The organism is Aurantimonas endophytica (genome assembly GCF_014196845.1).
Lineage (GTDB): Bacteria > Pseudomonadota > Alphaproteobacteria > Rhizobiales > Rhizobiaceae > Aurantimonas > Aurantimonas endophytica.
The window spans coordinates 461533-484357 of sequence record NZ_JACIEM010000003.1 but is presented as its reverse complement, the minus strand read 5'-3'; the positions used below and the strand labels follow the sequence as shown (position 1 = coordinate 484357).

The following is a 22825-nucleotide window of genomic DNA, read 5'->3' as shown; positions in this document are numbered from 1 at the left end:
ACGGCTCCACGGCGGGCCTTCGCGCTTCTCCCGGTGAGTGCAAGGGTCGGCAGTTCCGAGAAGCGAATGGACCGCGCGCCGACGGCAGGAAGCTGCGGCCTGCTTCGCGCGCGACCTTGGCCTCTGCTTTGGATCGGAAAACCCCGGATGCGCCCATACACGCCAAACCATTCCTTGAGGATGGTCTGACGAACTCCGACCTTCGAGGTACCGCGCGAAAGCGCCCGTCTTCGAAGGAAACCACGCAATGAAGCGCATCCTAGCAACCATCACCGCCATCCTCGCGCTTTCCGGCGCCGTGTCTGCGGGAAGCCTCGAAGACGTGAGGTCATCGGGCACCTTGCGTATCGGGACGGAAGGCACTTACGCGCCCTTCACGTTCCATGACGCCTCGGGCGCGCTCGTCGGCTTCGACGTCGAGATCGGGCGGGAAGTTGCTAAACGGCTCGGCGTGGAGGCGGAGTTCGTCGAAGGCAAATGGGACGGGTTGATCGCGGGCCTTGCCGCCGACCGTTACGATGCGGTCATCAACCAGGTCGGGATCACCGAGGAGCGCCAGGCGCGATTTGACTTCTCCCAGCCCTACATCGTCTCCAAGGCGGTTCTCATCGTGCAGGCCGACAACGACGAGATCGCCGGGTTCGCGGACCTGGCAGGCAAGCGCGCGGCACAGTCGCTGACGTCGAACTACGGCAGGCTCGCGGAAGAGGCCGGTGCCTCGCTCGTCGGCACGGACGGCTTCGACCAGTCGATCCAGCTCGTCCTGACCGGACGGGCGGATGCCACGATCAACGACAATCTGTCCTATCTCGACTTCAAGAAGCAGAAGCCCGACGCGCCGGTGAAGATCGTCGCCACGCAGGAAGAGGCGGCAGCGTCCGGCATCATCGTCCAGAAGGGCAATCCCGAACTCGTCGCCGAGATCGACCGGGCGCTCGAGGCAATGAAGGCAGACGGCACCTACGCGTCCATCTCGCACAGGTATTTCGGCGCAGACGTGTCCTCGTAGCCGTTACGAGCTTCGGCAGGATGCACAGCGACGTCGTCGCACTAGTTGATGCCCCACCGGCCTCGACCATCAGCGATCCCGCACCCGACGTCGCCGCGCCGCCACTGAAACGGACCTGCCCTTGCATCCCACCCTGCAATTGATGCTCGACTCGCTCTGGCCACTGGTCAGGGCGGGCATCCTCTTCACCGTCCCGCTTGCGATCCTGTCATTCGCTTTCGGGCTTTCGCTCGGCTTCGCCGTCGCCGTCATCCGCCTGTTCGGACCGCGCCCTCTCGCGCTCGTTGCGCGCTTCTACGTCTGGTTCATCCGCGGCACGCCGCTTCTCGTCCAGCTCTTCGTGATCTTCTACGGACTGCCGAGCGTCGGCATCCTGATCGACGCCTTTCCGGCGGCGCTCATCGGCTTCACCTTGAGCGTTGGCGCCTACACGTCGGAGATCATCCGGGCGGCGCTTTCCTCGATCCCCAAGGGGCAATGGGAGGCGGCCTACGCGATCGGCATGACCCAACGCCAGGCCATGGTCCGAACCGTCGTGCCCCAGGCCGTGCGCGTCTCCATTCCACCGCTGTCGAACTCGTTCATTTCGCTGGTAAAGGACACCTCGCTGGCGGCCGCGATCACCGTGCCGGAGCTCTTCCAGCAGGCCCAACGCATCGTCGCGACCACCTACGAACCGTTGATCCTCTACGTCGAGGCGGCGCTGCTCTATCTCGTCCTGTCGTCCGTCCTGTCGGCGCTCCAGGCGAAGCTGGAAAAGCGCTTCGGTCGCTACGGCGGCTATCTGGAGGGGGGCTCGTGATCGGTCTCAGCGGCATTCACAAGCGCTTCGGCGACAATCTGGTCTTGCGCGGCGTCGACCTCGGCATTTCCGAAGGGCACGTCACCGCGCTGATCGGCCCGTCCGGTAGCGGCAAGAGCACGCTCCTGCGCATCGCCAACCTTCTGGAGATTCCCGACGCCGGCGCGATCGAGATCGGAAACCATCGACTCGTCTTCGAGAAGGGGGTGAGACCTCCGCAGGCCGACATTCTCGCCATACGGCGACAGACCGGCATGGTGTTCCAAAACTTCCAGCTCTTTCCCCACAGGAGCGTCGTCGCGAACGTCATGGAGGGCTTGGTCACCGTCTGGAAATGGCCCGCGGAAAAAGCGAGGCGGCACGCGATGGAGCTCCTGGAGAAGGTCGGCATGGCGAACAAGGCAGAGGCGTGGCCTGCGACCCTCTCCGGCGGACAGCAGCAGCGGGTCGCGATCGCGCGGGCCATCGCCGCCTCGCCGACGCTGCTCCTCTGCGACGAACCGACATCGGCGCTCGATCCCGAACTCGCTGCGGAGGTCGTGGAGGTGTTGAGCGCCCTTGCCGCGGAGGGCATGACGATGCTGATGGCGACCCATGACCTTCGTCTCGCCGACCGGATCGCCCATCAGGTCGCGTATCTCGAAGACGGCGAAATCGTCGAGCAGGGACCGCCCGATCAAATGTTCCGCCATCCATCGGATGCGAGGACGGTGCGTTTCGTCAGGACCCTTACGGGGGCGACGGAATCTCGATGAATGACACCGGGTTGCCAGCAAAGAAGTCGCCGTCCTGACCCGGTGAGCGCTCGAACCACGCGTCGGCGAGCGCGAAGTTTTGAACCTGCACGCTCTTTCTCCTATCCGCGCTACGAGGCGAAGCGACGTATCAGGGCCGCTATTTCGCCGGCATGCGTTTCCAACGCGAAATGTCCGGCATCGAGCAGGTGGATCTCCGCGTCCGGCAGGTCACGCCGATAGGCCTCGGCGCCAGCTGGCAGGAATGCCGGATCATGGCGTCCCCAGACGGCAAGCAGCGGCGGACGGTGCTCGCGGAAATACGACTGGAAGGCCGGGTAGAGCGCGACATTGCTGCGGTAGTCGAGGATCAGGTCGAGCTGGATATCCTCCGCTCCCGGTCTGGCCATGTACGCTATGTCGAGTTCGTAACCATCGGGCGACAAGAGTTCGGGGTCGGCGCCTGTGCCGTACTGCCAGTTCCGGATCGTGTCCGGCGCGAGCGAGGGTCGACAGGCTTCCCGGTTCGCCGGGCTCGGCTCACGCCAATAGGCCTCCCACGGCCCCCATTCGTCGCTGAACCCTTCGACATAGGCGTTGCCGTTCTGCGAGATGATCCCGGACACCCGTTCGGGATGGCGCATTGCGAGGCGCAGGCCCACCGGCGCCCCGTAGTCGAAGATGTAGAGCGCGTATCGATCAAGCGACATGGCTTCGGTGAAACCCTCGATGACGTCGGCGATGCGGTCGAACGTGTAGTCGAACGTCCCCCGCGGCGGCGCCTTGGTCTGGCCGAAACCGGGCAGGTCCGGCGCAATGAGCCGGAAGCGGTCCGCAAGCAGCGGGATCAGGTCCCGGAACATGTGGCTGGCCGTCGGAAAGCCGTGCAGCAGCAGGATCACCGGCCCGTCGCTCGGCCCGGCCTCGCGGTAGAATACGTCGACGTCGCCGACCTGTCGGAACCCGTAGCGTGTCGTCATGGCGAACTCCTTTCGTCTGTTCGACACAGCTAGTGCGTTTCGGGACACGACATAATAGGCTGATATTGCAAGGTTCGATTTCAGGATCGGGAACGCGGATGGATCGCCTGGAGGCGATGTCGATATTCATCACGGTGGTGGAAGCGGGCTCGCTCGCGGCCGCGGCCCGCAGGCTCGGCTGTTCACCGGCTTCGGTGACCCGGGCTGTCGCGGGCCTTGAGGCGAGTGCCGGTACGCGGCTCCTCGAGCGCACGACGCGCCGCTTCGCGGTCACGGAAGCTGGCTCCCGCCATCTCGCGACCTATCGGCAGATGCTCGCGGAACTCGCTCGCCTGGAGAAGCCATCGGCGGACCTGGAGATAAGCGGCAGCGTCGTGGTGACGGCACCGGAGCTGTTCGGCCGGCTGAAGGTGATGCCGGTGGTCGAGGGTTTCCTGGCGCGCCACCCCCTCGCCCAGGTTCGCGTGCTGCTCCTGAACCGCGTCGTCGACCTCGTGGGGGAGGGGGTGGACGTGGCCGTTCGCCTCGCCGAGTTGCCGGACTCGTCGATGACGGCGGTGCGCATCGGTGAGGTGCGCAGGCTGACCTGCGCAGCGCCCGGCTATCTCGCCCGCCACCCGCCGCCGGATCACCCCGCGGACCTCGCCGACCATTGGTGTATCGGTCTGAATGATGCCGGAAGCCGGGAGCTTTGGCGTTTTCGTGAGAGCGGTGCCGCGCGCCGCGTCCGCTCCGTTCGGGTCAACTGCCGGCTGTCGCTGAACAGCGCCGGTGCGGCGATCCAGGCGGCCGAACGCGGCATGGGCGTCGTGCGCCCCCTGTCGTATCAGGTTGAGCGGCAGATTGCCGACGGGTCACTGGTTACCCTTCTCCAGGATTACGAGCCGGCGTCGATTCCGGTGCATCTGGTTTTCCAGCCGCGTCGGAACGTCGGCGGCGCCGTGCGTGCCTTCATCGACTATGCGGTGCCCCTGCTGCGAAACGCCCCGGCGGGATCGTTCCGCCATCCTCCTAAGTCACTTTCGGTTCGCTCCGATCCCTGGTCGGAAGTGTACCTCGCACAGGCTGAACTCCGCGGGTCATCCGCAGATCGCGTTCGGCGGTCCCCTCCTGGCCAGATATGCGCTGATCTCGTCGGAACACGCAGCCCAAAGACGGGATTGCTGGCAACGGTGGCTTTCCGGTGCAGCTAGCTGTCCCGCGCCTCCAGCCATTCGCGCGCTTGCTCCTCGTCCGGGAAGGTCGGATGTGCAGGAGCCTCGATGTCCCTGCCGTCCGGCATGCGGACCCGGTCCTGGCCCCGATACAGCGTCAGCCATATGCCATCCGGCTTCTTGCGTTCGAACCGGTAGATCGCACGTTCGCCACGCTCTGCGATCAGCGTCTCGTTGCGCTCCTGGATTGCAGCCTCTTCATCGGTCATCGCTAGCTCCGCGGTTGGTGACGACGTCATATGGGTCGTCAGGCGCAATCGGGCGAGGTGAGCGCCACCAGGAGGGTGGTCCGGCTGCTGTCTGAACCTCGACAGGGCGAGCGGTCACAGGGGCAGAAGCTGACGACGGGCGTGGTGCTCCGCGTGGTGATCACAACCGTCGTCCGCGCTGCGGCAATCGTCAGGAGCCCGCCGAAAAGCGTGATCTGAAAGATTCCCGCTGACCTGTGCTGGCAGTCCATTCTGACGAGCCAGCAGCCACGCTACCTGGCCGCAAGCGTAAAGATTCGGCCATTGAATGCGGCTGCGGCATCGCCTGCCGGGTCATTGTCCCTATAGTTCAGTCCGATCGCTCGCGCGTCGCACCATTGCCGCATGCGGGCAGGGAGCAGATCGGCGGCAAGCAGGTCTGACGCAGGCGTAACCGGAGCAGACGCGTGAAAACATGGGCGAAAAGGTTGGGACTGCGGGTCGATCCGACGATCTTCTTCACGTCCGCGGGTCTCAGTCTGGTCTTCGTCCTGCTGCTAGTGATAGCGCCCGGACCGATCGGCGACGCCTTCGCCGACGGACGTGCCTGGATCGTGACCAATCTCGGCTGGTTCTTCATTCTCGGCGTGAATGTCTGGCTGGGATTCCTGATCTACGCCGCGATGTCGCGCCACGGGCATATCCGCCTCGGCCCCAAGGATTCGCGCCCCGAATACACCAACCTGTCCTGGTTCACGATGCTGTTCGCCGGCGGCATCGGCACGGTGCTGATGTTCTGGGGCGTGGCTGAACCGATCAGTCACTACAAGTCTCCACCGCTGCCCGGTGTCGAGCCGTTTTCGTTCGAGGCCGCACAGGATGCGATCTCGATCTCGCTCTATCATCTGGCGCTGCACACCTGGACGATCTTCGCGCTGCCGGGCCTGGCGCTGGGCTATTTCATCAATCGCTACGATCTGCCGGTGCGGGTCAGCTCGGTGTTCTACCCGCTGCTGCGCGAGGGCATCCACGGCCCGATCGGCAAGGCGATCGACATCGTCGCGATCCTCGGCACCTTGTTCGGGGTTGCGGTGTCGCTCGGGCTCGGCTCCTCGCAGGTGGCGGCGGGCTTGTCGGCGCTTTTCGGGTGGACCGACGATACGCTCCTGCGGCTTGCCATCCTCGGCGGCCTGACCGTGGTCGCGACGGTGTCGATCGTCGCCGGCCTCGACAAGGGCGTGAAGATCCTCTCGAACATCAATATCGGCATGGCGGTCGGCCTGTTGCTGTTCGTGCTGTTTACCGGGTCGACGCTCTTCCTGCTGCGCGGCATCGTCGAGACGTTCGGCCTCTATCTGTCCAACCTGCCCCGGCTGGCGTTCTGGAACGACATGCTGCATGGCGGCGGCATGGGCACCGGGCCCTGGGGCTGGCAGGGCGACTGGACCGCGTTCTACTGGGCCTGGACCGTCACCTGGTCGCCCTTCATCGGCCTGTTCGTCGCCCGCATTTCCCGCGGGCGGACAATCCGCGAATTCGTCTTCGGCGTGCTGCTTGCGCCTTCGCTGTTCACGGTGATCTGGTTCGCCGTCTTCGGCTGGCAGGCAATGGCTCTCGACGGGCTGGGCGTCGACGCGCGTTCCGCCATGGGGCCGGCAGCCGGAGCCATCAGCGAGGCCGTCACCGAATCCGTTCCGCTGGCGATGTTCGCGTTCTTCGCGGAACTGCCCTGGGCCACGCTGATGCAGGGGATTGCCGTGCTGGTCGTGGCGATCTTCTTTGCGACATCCTCGGATTCGGCGTCTCTGGTCGTGGACATGCTGTGCTCCGGCACTGCGGAACCGGGTCCGGTCCGCCAGCGGGTGTTCTGGGGCCTCGCCGAGGGCATGATCGCGGCGACCCTGATCCTCCTCGCCGGGGAGGCCGGCCTGACCGCCCTGCAGCAGGTGATCACGGTGGTCGGCCTGCCGATCTTCCTGCTGGTCTGTCTGATGATCCCGGCGTTGATCCGGGGATTTGCCAATGAGGACATCGACCATGTCACGATCGGCAAGCGCCCGTCGCTGAGCGAGTTCGACAAGGTGTCGGACGAGCCGGAAGCGACGGACCAGCAGCCTGCAGTCGGTCCAGCGCTCGCAAAATGACCGGCGAGCGTCTCGGTCCGGACCCGTTCGTCTGATCGCCGAAGGCTGGCGTTCCGCGTTTCGTCACGACCGACGAAGGTCGCGTCTGCGCCAGCGGCCTGGACTTCAGGGGCTGCCGAGATCGCTTTCTCGAACAGCCAATGTCCGGATGTTCGACGACTGCCGGCACCGATCGATCCGGTCCTTGCGCCCGCCTGACGGCTGTCGCGAGCGGTGCCAACGTTCGGAGGTGACGGCGCACTTGGCGATCGAGCGCTCGGATCCTGCGCCGGTCGGCCCTCAGGACCGACGACGCCGATCTTGGGTGTCGACGGGGGATTGGTTGGGGGCCCGCCGAAGCGCCTCGCGCAACTGTCGTTCTGCGGATCGCAGCCGGAATTCCCCGGACGCCAGGCCAGCCAGGGAGGCAAGCGCGCGTTCCTGCGTCGGGTTCAGCGAACGCGGCTGGTGATCGATGACGCACAGCGATCCCACGGGATAGCCGTCGCCGTCGAGGACGGGCGCTCCGGCGTAGAAGCGGAAGCTCGGCGGGTCGACGACGGCCGGGTTCTCCGCGAAACGGGAATCGATCGACAGGTCCTCGACCGAGAAGACGCGCTTCTGCAGGATCGTATGGTTGCAGAAGGCCCAGCTGCGCGGCGTCTCGGGCAGGTCGAACCCGATGCGCGACTTGAACCATTGCCGCGTCGGCGTCAGCAGGGTCAGCAGCGCGATCGGCGCCTCGAGCGTGTGGGCGGCCAGCCAGGTCAGCCGATCGAAGGCCTCCTCCGGCGCGGTGTCCACCAGGCCGGAGCGCTCGAGCGCCGCCAGCCGCTGCCGCTCGTTGAGGGCAATCGGAAAACACGCGTCGGCCGGTAGCGAGGCTGCCTCCCGCCCGTCCGCCATGAACATGCGCAGCCCGGTCACCGCCGCATCCGGGGTGCCGACATGGACGAGCCGATGGTCGCCGGGGGCAGGCGTGGGGGCGGCAACGGCCAGAATGCGACTGTGGCCCAGTGCCGGATTGTCCAGGAGGCTCGGCAGCAGCGCCAGGCGGACCGGATCCGCGTCCTGAAGGTCGACCACCACGGCGGAAGGATGCATTTCGCCGATCGCGAAAAGCGCGGCGTGGGGATCGCCGAACGTCCGGACCGTACATTCGGGAATTTCGGCGAACAGGTTTTCGTAGAGCGAAAGCCGCTCGGTCGCGGCGATGACCACCACCATCGCCGAGGCCACGGGCGCGGCGGTCTCGCGTCCCTCGATGAGCGCCTCGACGTCCGACCGGTAGACGCGGCGGTGCCCGCCCGGCGTCTTCCACGAGGGGATCGAACCGCCCTCGATCAGAAGCTGGGCCGTGCGCACGGAAACGCCCACCAGCCTGGCCGCGTCGGCCGTCGTCAGAATGTCCTTGTCCGTTTTGAGCATGGCATCCGGAACCTTTGCGCAGCCAGCCTGCGCCGTGCAGCGAGCAGTACGAGGAGACGGCTCGTGTTTCAATTGCAAGAAGAAACAGAAATGATAACTTCGTCGTGAATTGATGTAAATGATAGAATTGATACTTAGCCGTCGAAGCCCGGATGATTGGGTGCCGACGCCAGCCGGCGGCAGCACGAGCCGAAGCATCGGGGCGCCCTGGTCCGAGCGATGAGCGCTCGATTCAAGAAGGAAATCCCAGATGACGATCCAGGCCGATATGGACGATCACGCCCCTGAACCAGGCGGTCGCGAGAGCCGGAGGGGACCGACCGACGAGCCGAAGCCGGCCTACGACTTCATTGTCTGCGGCGCGGGTGCCTCCGGCTCGGTCATTGCAAGGCGGCTTGCCGAAAACCCCGACATTCAGGTTCTCCTGATCGAGGCCGGCAGCAGCGACGCTTCCGAAACCGTGCTCGATCCTGCCTCGTGGCCCCTCAACCTGGGCAGCGAGCGGGACTGGGGCTTCCAGGCGCAGCCGAACCCGCATCTGAACGGCCGGTCCCTGTCGATGTCGATGGGCAAGGGGCTCGGCGGTGGCTCCAGCATCAACGTGATGGTGTGGGCCCGTGGGCATCGCCGCGACTGGGACTTCTTCGCCGCGGAAGCCGGCGATCCCGCGTGGGGATACGACAACGTGCTCGACATCTATCGCCGGATCGAAAACTGGCAGGGAAAACCTGATCCCGAATACCGGGGTTCGTCGGGGCCGGTGTGGGTCCAGCCGGCGTCCGAACCCAGCCCGGTCGCACATGCGATGCTCGACGCGGCGCGGGAGATCGGCATCCCGACATACGAGCACCCGAACGGCCGGATGATGGAGGGTGCGGGCGGCGCCGCCCTGTCCGACATGCTGGTGCGGGACGGGCGGCGGCACTCCCTGTATCGCGCCTACGTCCAGCCGTGGAGCGATCGGCCGAACCTGACGGTGCTCACGGAGACGACGGTGCTTCGTGTGGTGCTCGAGGGGAAACGGGCAACGGGCGTCGAGGTGCTCCGCGCGGGGCAGGTCGTCACGATCGGCGCGCGGGCCGAAGTGGTGTTGTCGCTCGGCGCGATCCAGTCGCCCAAGGTGCTGATGCACTCGGGTATCGGCGACGAGGCCGAACTGGGCCGCTACGGCATTCCCGTCGTGCAGCACCTGCCGGGCGTGGGGCAGAATCTTCAGGACCATGTCTCGTTCGGCTGCACCTGGGAGTATTCGGAGCCAATCGCGCCCTGCAATAGCGGCAGCGAAGCGACGCTCTACTGGAAGAGTCGGCCGGAACTCGACGCGCCCGACCTCTTGTTCTGCCAGGTGGAGTTTCCGGTGCCGAGCGACCGCACGGCGGCTCGGGGCGTGCCCCAGCACGGCTGGACGATGTTCGCCGGGCTTGCCCAGCCGGCGAGCCGCGGCCGCTTGCGCCTCCAGAGCGCCGATCCGCTGAGCCCGCTGATGATCGACGCGAACATGATGAGCGATCCCGCCGATGTGGCGACCGCCCGTGCCTGCGTCGAGCTCTGTCGTGAACTCGGCAATGCGAAGGCATTCCGGCCGTTCGTCCGCGCCGAAGTCATGCCGGGCGAGGTGAAGGGCGCTGCGCTCGACGACTACATCCGCGACGCGGCGGTCACCTACTGGCACCAGTCCTGCACGGCCAAGATGGGACGCGATGCCATGTCCGTGGTCGACGCGTCGCTGAAGGTCTACGGGATCGATGGGCTGCGGGTGGCCGACGGGTCGATCATGCCCCGGGTCACCACCGGCAACACCCAGGCACCGTGCGCGATCATCGGCGAGCGGGCGGCTGAACTGCTCCGGACGGCGCATGCCGCCTGAGCAATGACGATGCGGCGGTGGTAATGCCGAGGGCCACCGCCGTATCGACACGGCTGCCGACGCACTGCACCAGCGGAAGATGGTCGCAGCGCCGCGGCTGGTGGCGCCTCCTGCGATCCTGAGCGGCCGGCGCATCCCGCAAACGACCTCACCGGCGTTTCACCCGGAGGAGGCCCGATCGCAGCGGCGAACATCAGGCTACAGCCGTAAGCAGGTTCCGCCGTTCGGAAACACAGACTTCATCCGGCCGTCCGACCCTGGAGACACCGGAAAGTGCGGCAAGATCGGCTTTCCCAGGCGGATCTTCGACACCGGCATGTTCGCCAGCGCCAGACAGGCGCGGATGGCCGTGCCACCTGCAACACCGGCCATACGGCCCGTGTCGCCTGACCCGGCGCCACCGGCCACCCCCCGAAAGCCGAGGAAGCGTGATGACTCATCAGCAAGATGCCAGCAGAACATGGGGCGAAGCGGAATGGCTGCCCCGGCTCATCTGCTGCTGCCGCGACCTGCCGGACATCGTCAAGTTCGCTCGCGTCGCAAGCCGTTCACCGGCACAAGCGGCCTGCTTCTACGGATCTGCCAGTCCGCTGCGTGCTGTGGGCGAGGGCGATGTCGTGATCGACATGGGCCTTGTCTCTGCCGACCAGGCGATGCTCGAGGCGGAGTTCGCCTCCATGGTCTGTGCGGACCTCTCGCTGGCGTGTGCCGTCGATGTCAGCAGAGACGCGGGGATTGCCTGGGTCGGGCCGGGGGCAACCTACGAGAACCTGATGCGGTCATGTCGCGATCAGCAGATGATGCCGCGCTTCGCCGGCCAGTTCCCTCACCACGTCCATGCCGACCCTCTGCTGTCGGTGTTGCTGTGCGATCCCACCCCGCTATCGCGCCTGCAGAGAGTCAGTCTGTGCGGCAATGTGCAGTGGCTGGATTTGCGTGGAGAGCCCGAGATGCTGGAGTTGCTTTGCGCCGGGACGCCCGAAATCGGCATCATCAGCCGGCTGGAGCTTCGGCTGCAGCCGCTGAACGACTGCACCAACCCGAGCGACATCGCTGCGCTGGATCGTGGCCGCGCGCCGACAGCCGCGCCGTCACGTGCCCCGATAGGCGCGTTGCCGAATTCGATCGGATGATCATCGGACGGAATCGACGCCCGTCCCCACCGCCCATAAAACCGGAAAGATCCTGCAGATGACAGACACTTCTCGTGTCCGTGTTGTGGCAACGTCGCACGGCCCCCTCGTCGTCGAGGAAAGCGGCGAACACGGAACCCCCCTCATCCTGATCCACGGCAATTCCACGTGCCGCCGCGTCTTCCAGAGACAGGTCCAGAGCCAGCTTTCGTCCCGATTCCGGCTGATCACCTTCGATCTGCCGGGCCACGGACAATCTGCGGACGCGGCTGATCCGATGCGCAGCTACACGCTGCCGGGCCTCGCCGACGCCGTCGTGGAACTGCTGGCCAAGCTCGGTATCACCGAAGCGGTGATCATGGGCTGGTCGCTCGGCGGTCATATCGGCATCGAGATGATCCCGCGATTTCCGGGGATGCTGGGGCTCATCCTGACAGGGACGCCGCCGATCAGGCCGGGTGGTTTCGCCGAAGGATTCCTTAACTCGCCGCACTTCCAGTCCGCTGGCCGTTCCGTACTCTCCGCTGCCGACATCGATGTCTTCGCCGGTGCCGTCTTCGGCGAGCCGATGGAGGGCTTTGTGCTGGACGCGATGGCCCGGGCCGATGGGCGGTTCCGGCACAGGCTGTTCGAGGCCAGCCGGTCAGGGGCCGGAATCGACCAGCGCGCCGCCGTGGAGGACACTAAGGTTCCCACTCTGGTGGTGAACGGTGCCACCGACCCGCTGATCAACCTGGAATATGTTGAGACCGTCCCCTACGGCAATTTGTGGAGCGGCCGATGCTATCGCATCCGCGGCGTCGGGCACGCCCCCTTCTGGCAGGCCCCGACGGACTACAACTTGCTGATAGAGCGCTTCGTCAGGGACGTGGCTCATCCAGGCTGGGCTGTGGCGGGAGCGGCATCACGCGACTACCGGATGCAAGGTCGGCAGTGAGGTGTCGGCGGAAGGAAGGCTGATGACAGGCTGAAACCTGGCAGCCGCTCTTGCGTGAGACGGCCGTGCAGCTGGCGGCGCTCAAGCCTGGATGGCAAGCGAGACGCAGTGATAGGCGGAGCCGTTCGGGCTCCGCCTATCGATGTCTTGGTGAGGGTCGTAACGGCGGTCAGCGTGCCTCGCCGCCTGCTTCCTGCGCCGCGCGATCGATGACGTCGGCAACCACCTTGGGCTGGGTCATGAAGACCGCGTGGCTGGCCGCGACCTCGGTGACTTCGGCGCCGATCCGCTCGGCCATGTGCTGCAGCATGGCCTGGTCGAAGGCCTTGTCGTCGGTGGCGATCACCGCCCAGCTCGGCTTGCTGCGCCACGCCGCGTTCTCCAGCGTGGTGCCGAAGGACGACATGGCGATCGGCACCTGCGAGTCCCGCATGAACGCCGCATCGGCGTCCGTCGTATCTGCGGCGAAAGCGGCCTTGAACTTCTCCAGATCTAGGAAGCCGAACCCGTCCGCTCCGGCATCGATGACGAACTCCGGGGGGGTCGTGAAGCCGGTATACTGGTCGGCCGTCGTCTCGCCGGCGTCGGGCGAGAGGGCGGACACGTAGACCAGCCCGACGACCTTCTCGTCCACGCCGGCTTCCGTGATCACGGTGCCGCCCCAGGAGTGGCCGACCAGGATCGTCGGGCCGTCCTGGCGGGCGAGTATCCGGTTCGTCGCGGCGACGTCGTCGGCCAGCGAGGTCAGCGGGTTCTGGACGATGCTGACATTGTAGCCGCGGGCCGTCAGCTCGTCATAGACGCCGCGCCAGCCCGAGCCATCGGCAAAGGCACCGTGCACCAGCACGACATTCTTCGCAGGCTGGGAGGCGTCCGCCGGCTGTTGCGCATGGGCGGGGCCGGCGGTGATGACGGCGGCAGCCGCGGCGGCGATGATGTTGCGGATCCGAGTATTCATCGTGGTTCTCCGTTTGTTGGAATGAGGAATAGGTTCAGGCGGCAAGCGATAGCCGCACATCAAGCCCGTTGCGGGCAAGGTGCGAGTAGGGGCAGACGACATGCGCCTGGTCGACAAGTTCCCGTGCGATGTCCGAATCGACGCCGGGCAAGGCGACCGCGAGGGCGACGTCGAGGCCGAAACCCTGACCGTCGTCGCGCTTGCCGATGCCGACCGTCGCGGTGACGGTGCTGTCGTCGCTGACCTTCACCTTGCGCTGGCCGGCAACGAATTTCAGCGCGCCGAGGAAGCAGGCGGCATAGCCCGAGGCGAACAGCTGCTCGGGGTTGTTGCCGTCGCCGCCGGGACCGCCGAGTTCCTTCGGCGTAACGAGGGTGACGCTGAAGGCGCCATCGGCCGTGAAGGCCTTGCCTGTGCGTCCGCCCGTGGCGGTGGCTTGGGTCTGGTAGAGAACGTTCATCGGGTTTCTCCGGGGTGGCACGATAATCGTTATCGCGATAATGAACATTTAGGCTCATCCCTGAACCCTGTCAACCAAAATATTTATCGCGATATTCATTTTCCGTCGCAGAGTCGTTATATGCAGGCCAAGGAGCCTGCCATGACCGAGACCAAGACGACGCCGCCCGTGCCGCTGGAGGACCAGATCTGCTATTCGATCTACTCGGCGGCCATGGCCATCCAGCGCATCTACAAACCGCTGCTGGACGGGCTGGGACTGACCTATCCGCAATATCTCGTGCTGAACGTGCTGTGGCGCCAGGACCGCCAGACCGTCGGTGGGATCGCGGCGCAGCTGGCGCTGGAATCGAGCACGGTCACGCCCCTGCTGAAGCGGCTCGAGGCCGCGGGGCTGGTGGAGCGCACCCGCAGTCGCGAGGACGAGCGCCAGGTGCTCGTCGCGTTGAGCGAGCAGGGGCGGGCGCTGCGATCGCAGGCCGGGTGCCTCGGCGAGTCGCTGCTGGCAGCGTCGGGGCAGTCGCCGGAGGAACTGGGCAAGCTCAACGGCGAGGTCAAGCAACTCCGCGACGCCATCTACAGCCAGGTCGGCGGATGGAGCATCGGCGCACAGGCGGAAGCCGGAAGTGCGAAGACTGGCGACATTCCCCACTCGCCGGAGCAGGCGATCCGGAAAGGCTGAGCCGGATCGGCGGCGCGGACTCCGACAGAACCCGCGTCGGGATGGTAACGCGCATGACGGTGCCCCGTCATGCGCAGATCTTCCGGCGTTAAAGGTCGGCGCGAGGCCTCATCTCGGCCCGCGCGAATTGCGCCGATCCTGCTGCCACGGAATAGGGCTTATCCGGACGAAATGGCCGCCCGACAGGCGTTGCAGGCCGATGTCGCGGAGTTGGTGATCAGGCATTTCCCGCAGCCGCTCTTCGTCACGATGACGACGGAGCATCTCGTTCAGAGCTGCCACCATCCCTCTTGCCTGGACGAGGAACTGCTGGAGCAGCCGCGACGGACGGCGGGCCGACTTTTGACCGGACGGCCACCTCGGGGATGGAGCCAGCCGGTGCACGGCGGGAGCCGTATTCTTGCTGCGCTGGGCATTGTGAAACATCGTTTCGTCCTCGGATGAGCGATTGTCTGGTTTCAAGCGCGTCCGGACCAGATGATGAACGGGCGCCGGAGAAGCGAAAGCCGCAGGAGTCGTGTCGGCGATCGCAGGCGGCGCTCGATCTCAAGCGCCGACTGCACTGCCTGTCGTCAGAACGGGAAGCCGTTGTTTGATGGCGCCGTGCTCGACGGTTGGTGCTGCAGGCGTGGCGCCGCCGGCCTGCGGCTCGGGACGCCGCTTGAGCTGGCGCCACCGGTCGAGGGCGAAACGGATGTGTAGCCCGACATCGTAGCCGAGCTGCCGCCTAGCAGCGGACCACCCTGGATCCCGAGCGCGGTCGACCGGCGTGCGGCTTCGTCCTTGGCCCGGCGGCTAGCATCCGATCCAGGGATCTCGACGGCGCCTGCAAGCTGTATTGATCCTGCAAGACTGCGAAATACGGCGAGTACGGGAAGAAATCTCATGTATACTACCTCATTTTCCTGCTGGAATTGGTGCCAAAATAAAGCAGGTTTTGATACGAGGCAGGTTCTGGTCCGGAAGAGTTGCTTGCCTGTTTCAGATCGCGAATGGGCGCCTACAATTGTAATGGGCGAATTCGGCCTGCAGCGGGGCGCGTTGTAGACGCTGCCCGGCGCAAGTTTTCGCCAATCGTCGCAAAGTCGATTGGCCCCGGGGACGGCGTCCATTGGGGGCCGGCGCAATCGACAGGCACTTGCGAGCATGGCGCAACACCCCCGCGACAAGCCACCATCGGAAACGCCCATAGCAGCTACATCTGAAACGCAGAGCGTTCGACATGAAATACGCCCGAAATCATGCCGGTTGCAGTTCGGTTTACTGCTGCTTCGGCTCGTTCACGAAATGTTGCGGTGCATCAGGGCCTCGTGCATTCTGGGGAGCTCCCTACGTCATCGAGCGCAAGGTCCCGGACAATCTGCTTGAAGCGAACGACGTTGTACAAGAGTAGCGGCTATTTCATCCGGTTCGGCGGGCGCATGACGTCGCGGATACGGCGGGGCGCTTCATCGCCGGGGCTGAAGCAGAAGCGCGGCCTGTCCGCGCCGCGGTCCCGTCTGGCGATCCTCGCCGTCGTCTGCGCGGCGGTCGCGCCGCTTCCAATCCTCGCCTACGCCATCGAGCGGCAGTTCCCGGCGCCCTATGATCGCTGGAGCGGAGCGGCTTCCGGGCCGCAGACGGGTCTCCCGGAGCCCATCACCCCCTTGCTGTCCGTCACTGGCCTCGATGCGGGACTGGTGGAACTTGGTGGCCTGCTGTTCACGGATCAGGACCTGTCCGGCGGTGCGGGTCGCTCCTGCGCGACCTGTCACAAGCTCGACGGTGGTGGGGAAGACGGCAAGCGCAGAGCGATCGGGATCGACGGAGAGGAACTTCTTTTCAACGTCCCGAGCATTTTCAATGCCGCTAAGAACTATCGCTTCAACTGGCGGGGCAACTTTACGACACTGGAAGAGCAGAACGAGGCCATTCTCCTGGATCCCAACGTCATGGGAGCCACCTGGCCCCGGATCCTTCGGACGCTTGGCGACAATCCGGATTACGTCGAACGCTTCCAACAGGTTCTTGGCGAGCGTCCGACGCGACGCGGCGTCCTTGATGCGCTCGGGGCGTTCCAGCGCTCGCTGACGACCCCGGACAGTCGCTTCGATCGCTATCTGCGGGGCGACGCGGCGGCCATCACGGCGGAAGAGGAGCAGGGATACGTGCTGTTCAAGGCGTTCGGCTGCGTGTCCTGCCATCAGGGCGAGAATATCGGCGGCAATCTCATGCAACGCTTCCCGGTGTTCTCCCCTCGCTTCGCGCAGGAGAGGCAGCACGAGAGCCAGGCGTCACGGAGGGCGGACCTCGGCCGCTATACCATCACGGAGAGGCCCGAAGACCGCTACCTCTTCCGGGTCCCCAGCCTTCGCAACGTCGCCCTGACGGCGCCGTATTTTCACGACGGCAGGTCAGCTTCCCTCCATGACGCGGTCGACGAGATGGCAGCAAGCCAACTCGGGCGGCGCCTGCCGAGAGCCAGCGTGGATCTGATCGTGAAATTTCTGGCGACGCTGAGCGGCAGGACCGACATGGGTGTGCGGCCCGCGGCCCAGGACAAACGCTATTGACCAAGTTCCCGCTGTTTCTTGCTGCTACGACGGGAATGCTGGTCATACTGACCATCCTTCTCCGGCTCAGCATGAATCCCGACGACGCCGAGCATCAGCAGACATTGGAGGTCCTTCGGTCGATCGACATGAGCAACGCCTCGCTCCAGCGCGACGTGATCCAGGCGAGAAGCGCGATCCTGCAGAACTACGACCCGCTGGTCCGCAACCTGGCGACGATGCAGCAGTCGGTCATCAGGCTTCCCCGACATGCGTTCGCGGCGGATACGCAGCTCGAGCAGGTTGCCCTCGAGCTCATCTCGGCGACCGGCCTTGCCGGCGAACTGGTCGAGCGGTTCAAGTCCCGGAACGCGATCATGCAGAATTCGCAGATCATCTTCAACGATGCACTGGAGACCCTGAAGGGAGATCTCCCGGCGGACAACGGCGAGGCGCATATAAGATTGACCGGTGTGGCAGGATCGGTCTCGCGCTTCACGCGCGAGCCGAGCGACGATAACCGGACCAGGTTGAACCTGGCGCTGAACCGGCTCCTGTTTCCGTTCGCCGCCGAGTTGCAGGGGCCGATCACCCGCACGCTCACCATTCACGGTCGAGTCCTGGCGAGCGCGCTTCCCGTCGTGGACGAGATCACGGCCGATCTTCAGCGCATCCCCATCGCCAACCTCGTCCAGCGCTATCAGGCTCGGTATCTTGATCTCTACGCGGAGGCTTCGGAACGCGCCGCGCTGTTTCGGCTCATCCTCTACTCGGCCGCCGTGGTGCTGGCGGCCTATGTGACGTACCTCTTCCTGCGGCTTCAGCAGAACGCGTCGGTGCTGCGGGATCGCCTGGCCCTTGAGGCCGCGATCGCCACCGTCTCAACGGGATTCATCGATCTCAAGCTCGATGATCTCTGCCAGGAGATCAAGGCGGGCCTGTCGACGCTGGTCGGGTTCGCGGGGATCGAGGAAGCCCGGCTCCTGCGCAAGCAGGATGAAGCGGCGCCCGAGGGTTCCGCCCGTGGAGAGAGGGAACCCGACGACGTCGTTTCGTCCTCGCTGCTGGCCATAGCCGAAGACTGGCAGGGCAAGCGCGAGCCTCACGGCGGGGTCGAAGTGCCCCGAATCTCCGCGCTTCCCATCGGCTCCGTCCGACATCGCCTGTCGCGACTGGGCTACCGCTCCTGGCTGGTCCTGCCGGTCCGCAACGGCGAGCAGCAGTTCGGTTATCTGAGCTTCGCGACGCGTTCGAAGGAGCGGAAATGGCCGGCCGACGAAGTCGCGCTGCTGCGCACCGCCGCCGAGATCTTCACCAACGCGCTGCAGCGTGCGCACAGCGATCGCGAGCGCGAGACCCTGCAGACGCGTCTGTCAGAGGCCCAGAGGCTGGAGTCCCTGGGCACGCTGGCCGGCGGAATCGCGCATGAATACAACAACATGCTGGGCGCGATCCTCGGATACGGGGAGCTCGCCCTGACCGATCTGGATGCCGGCAGCCCCACCCATCGGCAGGTCCAGCAGATCGTGCGCGCCGGGATGCGGGCCCAGAACATCACCGACCAGATCCTCGCATTCAGCCGGCGCCGGGAGAGGCAGTATCGTCCCATGCGGATGGCGCCCGCCGTGAGCGAGGCGCTCGATCTCGTCCGCGCCTCCTTCCCCGATACGCTCGAGATAATCACCCGGTTCGAAGAGGACGAAGGCGTCATCATGGGCGACCCGGCGGAACTGCAGCAGGTTGTCGTCAATCTCTGCGTCAACGCGGTGCATGCGATGGACCGGGCCGGTGTCGTCGAGGTGGTCCTCGACGAGATCGCCTTGAAACGCGGCCGCGACCTTTCGCACGGCCGATTGCCCGCCGGTCGCTATGTCCGGCTCGCCGTCAGCGACTGCGGTCATGGAATGAACTCCCAGACCCTCAGGCGGATGTTCGAGCCGTTCTTTACCACCAAGACGGTCGGAGAGGGCACGGGGCTCGGGCTCTCCGCCGTTCATGGCATCGTTACGGCCCATAAGGGCGCGCTGAACGTGAACAGCGCCACGGGCAAGGGGACGACGATCGAGGCCTATTTCCCGCGCGGCGACGTCTTGCCGGTCGAGGACCAGGATGCCGCGGCCCTGAGCCAGGAGGTGCCGCGGGGATCCGGCCAGACCATCCTGGTCGTCGATCCGGCCGAGCAACGACGCATGCTGCTGGAGGAAATGCTGGCGAATCTGGGCTACGAGGCGGTCGGTTTCGAGCAAAAGGAAGCGGCATTGAACGCCGTGGGCGAAAGTCTCGATCGCTTCGATCTTGCGTTGCTGGACGAAAAACTCGTCGGATCCGGCCCGCAGAGCCTTCGAAGGCGTCTGCGTGAAATGCGCCAGGACCTGCCGATTCTCATCCTTGCCGAACGCGGCTCCGGCCGGGAGGGAGGGCCGGATCGCCTCGAAGAGCGCCTCGAGAAGCCGCTGCGAATGGAGACACTGGCGCTCGCGCTTGCCCGGCAGATTCCCGCGCCGGCTGCCAGCTGACATCACCCTTCATCAACCGACGGCACGTGCATCAGGCCGCCCAACCCTGTGTCCAAGAAAGGTCGAGACCCATGATCGGCAGACACATTCTGGTCGTCGATGACGATCCCGCCATGCGGGACCTGATCGGCACCTACTTCAACAATCACGGCTACGAGGTCAGCACGGCTCCTGACGGGCCATCATTGAAACGCGTGCTCAATGCGCGCCCGGCCGACCTGATCATCCTCGACCTGCAACTGTCGAAGGAGAACGGGCTCGATCTGATGCGCAGCATTTCGGCCGACAGCCAGGTGCCGGTGATCATCATCACGGGGCAGCGAAGGGACGAGCCGGACCGGGTGGTCGCACTCGAACTGGGGGCGGACGACTACGTCACCAAGCCTTTCAGCCTGCGGGAGCTGATGGCCCGGGCGAGAGCGGTGCTGCGACGCTCGGAACGCAACGACGGGCGTTCGCGGGATTTCCAGCAGCGGATCCGCTATCGTTTTGCGGGGTTCGAGCTCAGCGTCCGGATGCGCCGGCTGACGTCCCCGGACCAGACGCTGGTGAAGCTGACGGCGGGGGAGTTCAACCTGCTGACCGCCTTCCTGCGCGCGCCGCAGCAGATCCTGACCCGCGAGCAGCTGATCGCGGCGACGCGCATGCACGACGAGGAAGTGTTCGACCGCAGCATCGACGTGCTGATCCTGCGGCTGAGGCGCAAGCTGGAGGCCGACCCCAGCAATCCAAGGTTCATCAAGACCGAACGCGGAGTCGGATACATGCTGACCGCCGAAGTGGAGACCGTCCGGTAGCCGAGGCCGGCAAGACGCGCATTCGCGATGTGGGCAAAGGATTGCCGATGTAACGGAGTGCGCGGGCGCTGAAACATCCAGCAAACAGGCGCCAGCTACGTCGACTTCCGATCACCCCGCGCAGGCGTTGCCCAGCAGCGGGAATTCCCACTACCGACTGGAAGAGCCGCTCGTATGCGCACCGCCACGTCTGGACGTCTGATCGTGACGATCATCGCTTTGCTGCTGTTCCTGGATGGATCGCTACAGATCGCTCCGCGGCCCATGAATCGTCGAGGCGTCGACGCATGGGGGCTTCCCGGACGAGGCCGGGCCGCGCATCGCGATCGCGACATTGGCCTGCGCCGCGTTGCTGATCATTGGACGCTTCCCGCGATCGGCGTCGCTCGGCGCGATCCTGGCCACAGGCTTCTTCGGCGGCGCGATCATCGCGCTTTTCCGGGTCGGGCAGGTCGGCTCCCCGCCGCAATTGATCTGCCTCGCGCTGTCCTGAAAAGACTATCCCGGCTGAGCTTCCCGGCGCGGCAGACCGCTGGCCCACGATAGAAGATCGCCAGCATCGCCTTTCGTCGTGGCGGTCACCGGAGCGCTCCGCGACCGGTGGCGACGCCGCGTCCCGAAGCCGTGCCGCCTGCCTCCGCAGAAACCCTCCCGAACGCGCGCGATCTGACGGCGCGCGTGGACGTTCGCAGCCGAAACCGGCACAAACGAGGACCATCATCGTGAAAATACTCATCGTCGGCGCCGGGCTGGCCGGGCTTTCCCTGGCGCGCGCGCTCCTGAACAGGGGCATACATGCCGACATCATCGAGCGGCGGCCCGACTGGAACACGCCGGGCTTCGGGCTGTTCCTGCCCGGCAACGCGTCCCGTGCCCTGGCCGACCTCGGTCTGTTGTCCAAGGCCACACACTCGGCCGTGCCGATCCGGCGGCAGGACTTCTATGACTATCGGGGCACGTACCTCAGTACGATCGATTCCGAGGCGTTCTGGGCAGATTGCGGACCCTGCCTCGGGATGCCCCGTGCGGTGATGCACGCGATCCTGCGGGAATCCGTCGCCGAATTGCCCATCCGCACCGGCCGGACCATCGCGAAGCTTCGGCAGGTCGCGGAAGGCTGCCTCGTGACGTTCGACGATGACAGCACCGAAACCTACGACCTCGTCGTAGGTGCGGATGGTCTCAATTCCCGGGTCCGGCAGATGGCAATCGATCCCGCTCCGCCGACCTATACCGGCAACGGATGCTGGCGGTTCTTCGCCGCCAATGTTCCGGGCATCGATGCCTGGACGGTGATGGTCGCCAAAGGGCGGACAATGCTGGCGGAACCGATCGACCGGTCGACGCTCTATGTCTACATCGACATCACGCAGGCGGCGAACGATCCGCGAGAGCTTGCGACCGGCGCGGAGCTGCAGGCGATCTTCGCCGACTTCGCCGCGCCGCTTGGGCCGCTGCTCGAGCAGCTGCTGCCCGCGACGCCGCTGCATTTCAGCCGGATCGAGACGGTGCGGCCGAAGGCGGACTTCAGCGGCCGTGTCGTGTTGATCGGCGATGCGGCCCATGCGACGTCTCCCAGCATGGCCGAGGGTGCCGGGATGGCCTTCGAGGACGCGGTCCTGCTGGCCGACGCGATCACCGCGACGGATGATCTCGGCGCCGCGCTGGAGGGCTATGCGGCACGGCGAAATCCGCGCGTGTCCTGGGTCCAGAAACAGTCCGAAGCCCGCGACCGCCTTCGCCGGCTGCCTTTGGCGATCAGCGGCGGCCTGCTCCGGTATGCCGGTGGCTCGCTTTACCGGCGCAGCTATACGCCGCTGCTGGCGGAGGCCTGATCCATGCAGCGCCGCAGCCTGATCGCCCTCGTCCTGATGATCATCCCGGTCATGATCTGGGTCGACGAGCCTTTGGCTGAATGGGTGGCGACCTGGTCGGTCCGGCTCGCCAGCGGCGCTGCCGCATTCTCGATCACGCTCGCCTCTCTCGGCGTTGCCGTCGCTGTCGTGGCGGGGCTGATGGCGCTAGCGAGGCCCGCCATTGTCCAACCGATGGCACCGAGCCCGTCTTCCGGCCGAGTTGCGACGCTGGTCCTCGTCTCCGCCGCAGCATCGTTCGGTGCCGCGGGGCTTCTCAAGCACCTGATCGGCCGCATCCGACCTTCTACTATCGGCGCCGATCCGTGGCGCTTCGAGCCGCTCGCCTTCGACGACCGCTTCGCCGCTCTGCCGTCGGCGCAGGCAGCCTGCATCGCCGCAGTCGCTCTCAGCCTGGCGATGTCATTTCCGCGCCTGCGCGTGCCGCTCGTCCTTGCCGGAGCCGCGGCCTGTCTGGCGCGCGTCGTGGCCGGAGATCATTGGCCGAGCGACGTCATGGCCGGTTGGGCGTTGGGCGCTACGGCAGTTATCGTGACGCGGCTAGGCCTTGCCAGGCGGCAACGCCGCCTCCACGGCCGCCACAGCTGAAGCGT

21 protein-coding genes are annotated in these 22825 nt (G+C 65.7%); 15 read left to right on the top strand and 6 right to left on the bottom strand.

The genetic code is table 11. The features are described 5' to 3' along the window. Positions 1-247: 247 nt before the first annotated feature. The 3 genes from GGR03_RS13390 to GGR03_RS13380 all read left to right on the top strand — a co-directional run bounded on the left by GGR03_RS13390 (position 248) and on the right by GGR03_RS13380 (position 2566). Positions 248-1009: an amino acid ABC transporter substrate-binding protein gene (locus tag GGR03_RS13390; protein WP_183208808.1), complete on the top strand. Its 762-nt coding sequence runs from the start codon at positions 248-250 to the stop codon at positions 1007-1009. 142 nt (positions 1010-1151) lie between these two features. After that, on the top strand, positions 1152-1811 hold the full coding sequence (locus tag GGR03_RS13385; RefSeq protein WP_425486719.1) for an amino acid ABC transporter permease: 660 nt from the start codon (positions 1152-1154) through the stop codon (positions 1809-1811). Further along, positions 1808-2566: an amino acid ABC transporter ATP-binding protein gene (locus GGR03_RS13380; RefSeq protein ID WP_183208805.1), complete on the top strand. Its 759-nt coding sequence runs from the start codon at positions 1808-1810 to the stop codon at positions 2564-2566. The genes GGR03_RS13385 and GGR03_RS13380 overlap by 4 nt, the downstream gene beginning before the upstream one ends. A gap of 110 nt (positions 2567-2676) precedes the next feature. Here the strand turns inward: GGR03_RS13380 and GGR03_RS13375 are convergent, their stop codons facing one another. Beyond that, the gene (locus GGR03_RS13375) at positions 2677-3525 is read right to left on the bottom strand and encodes an alpha/beta fold hydrolase (protein WP_183208803.1); all 849 of its coding nucleotides are present in this window, start codon (positions 3523-3525) and stop codon (positions 2677-2679) included. 98 nt (positions 3526-3623) lie between these two features. Between GGR03_RS13375 and GGR03_RS13370 the strand changes: the two genes are divergently transcribed. Beyond that, complete coding sequence (locus tag GGR03_RS13370) at positions 3624-4718, top strand: LysR family transcriptional regulator (RefSeq protein ID WP_183208801.1); 1095 nt, start codon at positions 3624-3626, stop codon at positions 4716-4718. Here the strand turns inward: GGR03_RS13370 and GGR03_RS13365 are convergent. Next, the gene (locus GGR03_RS13365; RefSeq protein ID WP_183208799.1) at positions 4715-4948 is read right to left on the bottom strand and encodes a hypothetical protein; all 234 of its coding nucleotides are present in this window, start codon (positions 4946-4948) and stop codon (positions 4715-4717) included. The two genes, GGR03_RS13370 and GGR03_RS13365, sit on opposite strands and share 4 nt — an antisense overlap. A gap of 446 nt (positions 4949-5394) precedes the next feature. Between GGR03_RS13365 and GGR03_RS13360 the strand changes: the two genes are divergently transcribed. Then, positions 5395-7071 carry a BCCT family transporter gene (locus tag GGR03_RS13360; protein ID WP_183208797.1) on the top strand — a complete coding sequence of 559 codons (1677 nt, stop codon included), beginning with the start codon at positions 5395-5397 and terminating at the stop codon, positions 7069-7071. 279 nt (positions 7072-7350) lie between these two features. Here GGR03_RS13360 and GGR03_RS13355 read toward each other — a convergent pair whose 3' ends face one another. After that, on the bottom strand, positions 7351-8676 hold the full coding sequence (locus GGR03_RS13355) for a GAF domain-containing protein (RefSeq protein WP_246367947.1): 1326 nt from the start codon (positions 8674-8676) through the stop codon (positions 7351-7353). Between the two features lie 70 nt (positions 8677-8746). On the opposite strand from GGR03_RS13355, the gene GGR03_RS13350 reads away from it, so the two are divergent. The 3 genes from GGR03_RS13350 to GGR03_RS13340 all read left to right on the top strand — a co-directional run bounded on the left by GGR03_RS13350 (position 8747) and on the right by GGR03_RS13340 (position 12415). Further along, the gene (locus tag GGR03_RS13350; protein ID WP_183209244.1) at positions 8747-10345 is read left to right on the top strand and encodes a GMC family oxidoreductase; all 1599 of its coding nucleotides are present in this window, start codon (positions 8747-8749) and stop codon (positions 10343-10345) included. Between the two features lie 431 nt (positions 10346-10776). Then, positions 10777-11478, top strand: a complete 702-nt coding sequence (locus GGR03_RS13345; RefSeq protein ID WP_183208795.1) for a hypothetical protein — start codon at positions 10777-10779, stop codon at positions 11476-11478. 58 nt (positions 11479-11536) lie between these two features. Next, complete coding sequence (locus GGR03_RS13340) at positions 11537-12415, top strand: alpha/beta fold hydrolase (protein ID WP_183208793.1); 879 nt, start codon at positions 11537-11539, stop codon at positions 12413-12415. A 169-nt stretch (positions 12416-12584) separates the two neighbouring features. Here the strand turns inward: GGR03_RS13340 and GGR03_RS13335 are convergent, their stop codons facing one another. Next, entirely contained in the window at positions 12585-13373 is a 789-nt protein-coding gene (locus tag GGR03_RS13335) for an alpha/beta fold hydrolase (RefSeq protein WP_183208791.1), read from the bottom strand. A 34-nt stretch (positions 13374-13407) separates the two neighbouring features. Further along, positions 13408-13833 (bottom strand): organic hydroperoxide resistance protein, encoded by a 426-nt coding sequence (locus tag GGR03_RS13330; RefSeq protein WP_183208788.1) that lies wholly within the window; start codon positions 13831-13833, stop codon positions 13408-13410. Positions 13834-13974: 141 nt separating this feature from the next. Here GGR03_RS13330 and GGR03_RS13325 point away from each other — a divergent pair, with 141 nt between their 5' ends. Then, positions 13975-14514: a MarR family winged helix-turn-helix transcriptional regulator gene (locus tag GGR03_RS13325; RefSeq protein WP_183208786.1), complete on the top strand. Its 540-nt coding sequence runs from the start codon at positions 13975-13977 to the stop codon at positions 14512-14514. A 108-nt stretch (positions 14515-14622) separates the two neighbouring features. On the opposite strand, the gene GGR03_RS13320 is transcribed toward GGR03_RS13325, so the two are convergent. After that, positions 14623-14940: a DUF1127 domain-containing protein gene (locus GGR03_RS13320; RefSeq protein WP_183208784.1), complete on the bottom strand. Its 318-nt coding sequence runs from the start codon at positions 14938-14940 to the stop codon at positions 14623-14625. Between the two features lie 815 nt (positions 14941-15755). On the opposite strand from GGR03_RS13320, the gene GGR03_RS13315 reads away from it, so the two are divergent. The 6 genes from GGR03_RS13315 to GGR03_RS13290 all read left to right on the top strand — a co-directional run bounded on the left by GGR03_RS13315 (position 15756) and on the right by GGR03_RS13290 (position 22820). Continuing rightward, on the top strand, positions 15756-17066 hold the full coding sequence (locus GGR03_RS13315; protein ID WP_183208782.1) for a cytochrome-c peroxidase: 1311 nt from the start codon (positions 15756-15758) through the stop codon (positions 17064-17066). Continuing rightward, positions 17063-19561, top strand: a complete 2499-nt coding sequence (locus tag GGR03_RS13310; protein ID WP_183208780.1) for a two-component system VirA-like sensor kinase — start codon at positions 17063-17065, stop codon at positions 19559-19561. Before GGR03_RS13315 ends, GGR03_RS13310 begins: the two co-directional genes overlap by 4 nt. A 71-nt stretch (positions 19562-19632) precedes the next feature. Continuing rightward, positions 19633-20358, top strand: a complete 726-nt coding sequence (locus GGR03_RS13305) for a response regulator (RefSeq protein ID WP_183208778.1) — start codon at positions 19633-19635, stop codon at positions 20356-20358. 268 nt (positions 20359-20626) lie between these two features. After that, positions 20627-20851: a DoxX family protein gene (locus GGR03_RS24080; RefSeq protein ID WP_183209242.1), complete on the top strand. Its 225-nt coding sequence runs from the start codon at positions 20627-20629 to the stop codon at positions 20849-20851. A 229-nt stretch (positions 20852-21080) separates the two neighbouring features. Then, complete coding sequence (locus GGR03_RS13295; RefSeq protein ID WP_183208776.1) at positions 21081-22193, top strand: FAD-dependent monooxygenase; 1113 nt, start codon at positions 21081-21083, stop codon at positions 22191-22193. A 3-nt stretch (positions 22194-22196) separates the two neighbouring features. Beyond that, a complete protein-coding gene (locus tag GGR03_RS13290) occupies positions 22197-22820 on the top strand; it encodes a phosphatase PAP2 family protein (RefSeq protein WP_183208774.1) in 624 nt (207 codons plus the stop codon). Positions 22821-22825: the final 5 nt, after the last annotated feature.